This window comes from Aliivibrio sp. A6 (assembly GCF_028765505.1).
Taxonomy (GTDB): Bacteria; Pseudomonadota; Gammaproteobacteria; order Enterobacterales; family Vibrionaceae; genus Aliivibrio; species Aliivibrio finisterrensis_A.
Window position 1 is genome coordinate 1 of sequence record NZ_JARACR010000065.1, and the last position, 3,512, is coordinate 3,512.

4 protein-coding genes are annotated in these 3,512 nt (G+C 34.7%); all 4 read left to right on the forward strand.

Going from position 1 to position 3,512, the window contains the following annotated elements; genetic code table 11:
• Positions 1-49: 49 nt before the first annotated feature.
• Entirely contained in the window at positions 50-493 is a 444-nt protein-coding gene (locus tag PVK70_RS18460; protein WP_130049446.1) for a GNAT family N-acetyltransferase, read from the forward strand.
• Positions 494-637: 144 nt separating this feature from the next.
• On the forward strand, positions 638-949 hold the full coding sequence (locus PVK70_RS18465) for a cupin domain-containing protein (RefSeq protein ID WP_130049447.1): 312 nt from the start codon (positions 638-640) through the stop codon (positions 947-949).
• A gap of 808 nt (positions 950-1,757) precedes the next feature.
• Entirely contained in the window at positions 1,758-2,519 is a 762-nt protein-coding gene (locus tag PVK70_RS18475) for a hypothetical protein (RefSeq protein ID WP_130049448.1), read from the forward strand.
• A gap of 202 nt (positions 2,520-2,721) precedes the next feature.
• On the forward strand, positions 2,722-3,512 hold a 791-nt coding region (locus PVK70_RS18480; protein WP_274441704.1), incomplete at its 3' end, for a DUF2971 domain-containing protein.

Here is a 3,512-nt window from a genome sequence, read left to right on the forward strand (position 1 = left end):
GCGTTATAAGCACCGATTTATTAAGGTTATTTGAGCCAGAGGTAAAGGTTTGAAATTTTCTACGCGTTCAGCGAAAGATAGTGATTTTGAGTTCTTATTTGAACTTAAAAAGGCGGCTGAATTTGAGCCAATTAAGGCTGTGTTTGGTTGGGACGATAAAATCCAACGTGAAATGCATCAAGATGAATGGGATGAAGAAAAACCAACCATCATTGAAATGTCAGGTGAAGCAATAGGTAGCTATTTGCTTCAAAACAAAGGCGACCATTTCTATTTTTGCCGTTTCTTTTTATTGCCAAGTTTTCATGGAAAAGGAATAGGAAGCCAGGTTTTAAGTCAGTGTTTAAAATTTGCTGATAGCGAAAATAAACCAGTGAAATTGTGTTATTTGCAAGGTAATCGGGTAGGCGGTTTATATCGTAAATTTGGTTTCCAAGTAACATCCGAAGATGCTCAATTTGTTCATATGAACCGTGTGAGAGTGTGCTTATAACAAATGCATCAACACGATTTGCTACATTCGGCGTTGTCAGTTTGCCTTTAGTTTTAGTGATTAAGGCAGTAAAATTCAGCTAAGTCTGCATAGTAGCAAACGTGTTATGCAGGCGTTATGCGCTATTTTTAATTTGGGGATATCATGGAAATAATTAGAAGTAAAAAGTTCAAATCAGAACGTGCTTGGGGTGCAAAAGACATCGCAAATATGAATGGTATTACGACGCGCTTACATTGGACTGATCAACCTTACAAGTGGCATGTAAATGATGGCGAAGAAGTGTTTGTTGTTTTAGACGGTACTGTTGAAATGTTATTCAAAGAAAATGGAAATGAGCAATCAGTAATCCTAGAAATTGGTGATATATTTTATGCATCTATTGGAACAGAGCATGTTGCGCACCCTCGCGGTGAAGCAAGAATCTTAGTCGTAGAATCAGAAGGAAGCGTATAAAAAATCTCGTCCAATTTTTTAGTTTCCTAATGGTTGTCGATTTCATTTTATTGAACCAAGGAGCAATGAGTTTGCAGTATGGTCAGAAGGCTGCGCATAACAAATGCATCAACACGATTTGCTACATTCGGCGTTGTCGGTTTGCCTTTAGTTTCAGTGATTAAGGCGGTAAAATTCAGTTAAGCCTGTATCGTAGCAAACGTGTTATGCAGGCGTTATACGAACTCTGAGAATGCAGTTTTTTGGTTCAGTTTAGCGATTGAACCATTAGTTTTTTAGGCGTGAAAGTAAGGTGGGTTTCCTTTTTCTTTGTTGCCTTTTAATATTCGTTTCATCAGGTTCAGCATTGAACTATTATTGTCCCAAATTCAGGCGTTTCAGAGGCTAATTTACGCTTCAATTGTTCTTTGGTTATGCCTCATTTTAGCCTGCATCAGTGTTTTCCTCTCAGCATTTTTAATCCCAATTGTGACGAGGATATTTGGTTTATCAGCTCAAAAGTTGCTGAAACCAAGTCGTACAAATGGTGTAAGAAAAAAGGATTGTTTCGTTTCACAATTATTGTTGTTGATTGGATATTTTGCTCGCTTAATTGAGCCAGTCTAATTAAACTCAATTTACAGTAAATCTTGGTAAATCAGTTCTTTACCAATTTTATCGGAGCGAAAGCAAGGCTCGTATAACAAAGCAATCAACACGATGCTATTTACATTCGGCATTCGCGGTTTAGAGTATAATTGGTTTTATAAGTCGGTCTTTCGCACGTGTTATTGCGGCGTTATATTTTTTCGAGTTTTGAGAGTAATGAATGAGCATCTATATCAATGAAGATATATTTAAATGGAATTATAATAAAAATAGTTTTAATGAGGCTACTGATGGGTGGCAAAAAAGCTATTCATATTTAGAACATGCCGAAGCACTTCTGACTATTGAAAATTCGCCACATTTTATGGTCGATATCATTTCAAACTTGAAAAGAGCTGTTGATTTTAGAATCAATCAGTTATCAAAAAAATATAAATTGAAAGAGCTAAAGTGTTTGTTTGGAGCAAAAGGAAGCTACGATTTACTTGTTATGTTAGGAGTGATTCGTCCTTTAATGTTAGAGAAACTAATAACTTTAAGAAATCAGGTTGAGCACCAATTTGAGATACCAAATAATATTGATTTATGTAAAGAATTAACAGAATTTGTATGGTATTTTTTAAAAACTACAGATTTATTGACCAAATATGAATATGGCGATTTGTGCTTTCAACATCCAACAAAGAAGCACTTATTTTGTGATATAGAAATCAATTTTACTAACAAATGGTCTTTCAATGGATCTGGTTGGCTTCCACAAGAAATGTACTCTTTAGATAAATCAAATAATTACTTTTCTACTACATCGACTCAATCTTATTTTGGTATAGATCAAAGGTTAAAAATAGAACAATCTGATTCAGATGATAACAAAGAATATTATAAGGAGTTAAACGACTCAGATATTTGGCTAAATGATTTTAACTTTACAGATACAAATATAAAGAAGATGCTTGTAGCTTTGTATTTTGAAAAAATATAACAAATGCATCAACACGATTTACTACACTCGGCGTTGTCAGTTTGCCTTTAGTTTCAGTGATTAAGGCAGTAAAATTCAGCTAAGTCTGTATCGTAGCAAACGTGTTATGCAGGCGTTATATACAAGAGCAAGGTAATGTATGTTTAAATATTATTCGTTCTCGGAATACTCGGTTTCGAGTGTTATAAATAATGAGATCTATATGAACCATTACGCATCATTTAATGATCCCTTTGAGTGTTGGGGAGAGGTCGTTACTGGTTTTCCATGTTCAACTGAAAATTCACAGCGGCTTCAAGCGATTTTGGATGCATGGGGTTATGGAAGTATTCCTCTAATTGGCAGCGAAAAACAGCAATATGAAGAATATTCAGATAGTTTGCTAGGTATGGAACCTAATGTAAAAGATGCTATTAGAGCAGCGAGAATAAGTTGTTTTAGTAAGAGAGCTGATAACTTACTTATGTGGTCTCATTATGCAAATGGCCTTCGTGGGTTTTGTATTGAATTCGATGAAGCATTAATAGTTGAACAAAATGATCATATGGCTGAGATTTATGAAGTATCGTATAAGGAAACACCGCCAATTATAGACACAGCTTTAATCGCGATGCTTACTGATCAAATTGATTATCATTCTGATGTCATTCATTCGGCTAAAAATGACGAAGAAGCTGAGTCATATAATGAATGGTTAGAAATTTCGATAACACGTAGTAATGACATTTATAAAAAAATGTTGGCGACTAAGCCTAAAAATTGGGAGTATGAAGAAGAAATTAGGTTGATTTATCAATCAATGAGTATTGGACTTGATGGTGAATTTTATTCATATCCGAAAAAAGCAGTCAAAGCTGTAATTTTTGGAGAGAAAATGCCTGAGAAACAGCAACAGGTTTTAAGAAACGTTTTTAAACAATATTCCCATGACATTGAATTTAAAATGGCAAAGCGAATTAAAGGGGAGTTTAAGGTTCAGTTGGAATCTTGTAT

What these genes read in the sequence shown, in the direction of transcription:
- PVK70_RS18465 (WP_130049447.1), top strand. Translation starts at nt 638, where the DNA reads ATGGAAATAATTAGAAGTAAAAAGTTCAAATCAGAACGTGCTTGGGGT.
- PVK70_RS18475 (WP_130049448.1), top strand. Translation starts at nt 1,758, where the DNA reads ATGAGCATCTATATCAATGAAGATATATTTAAATGGAATTATAATAAA.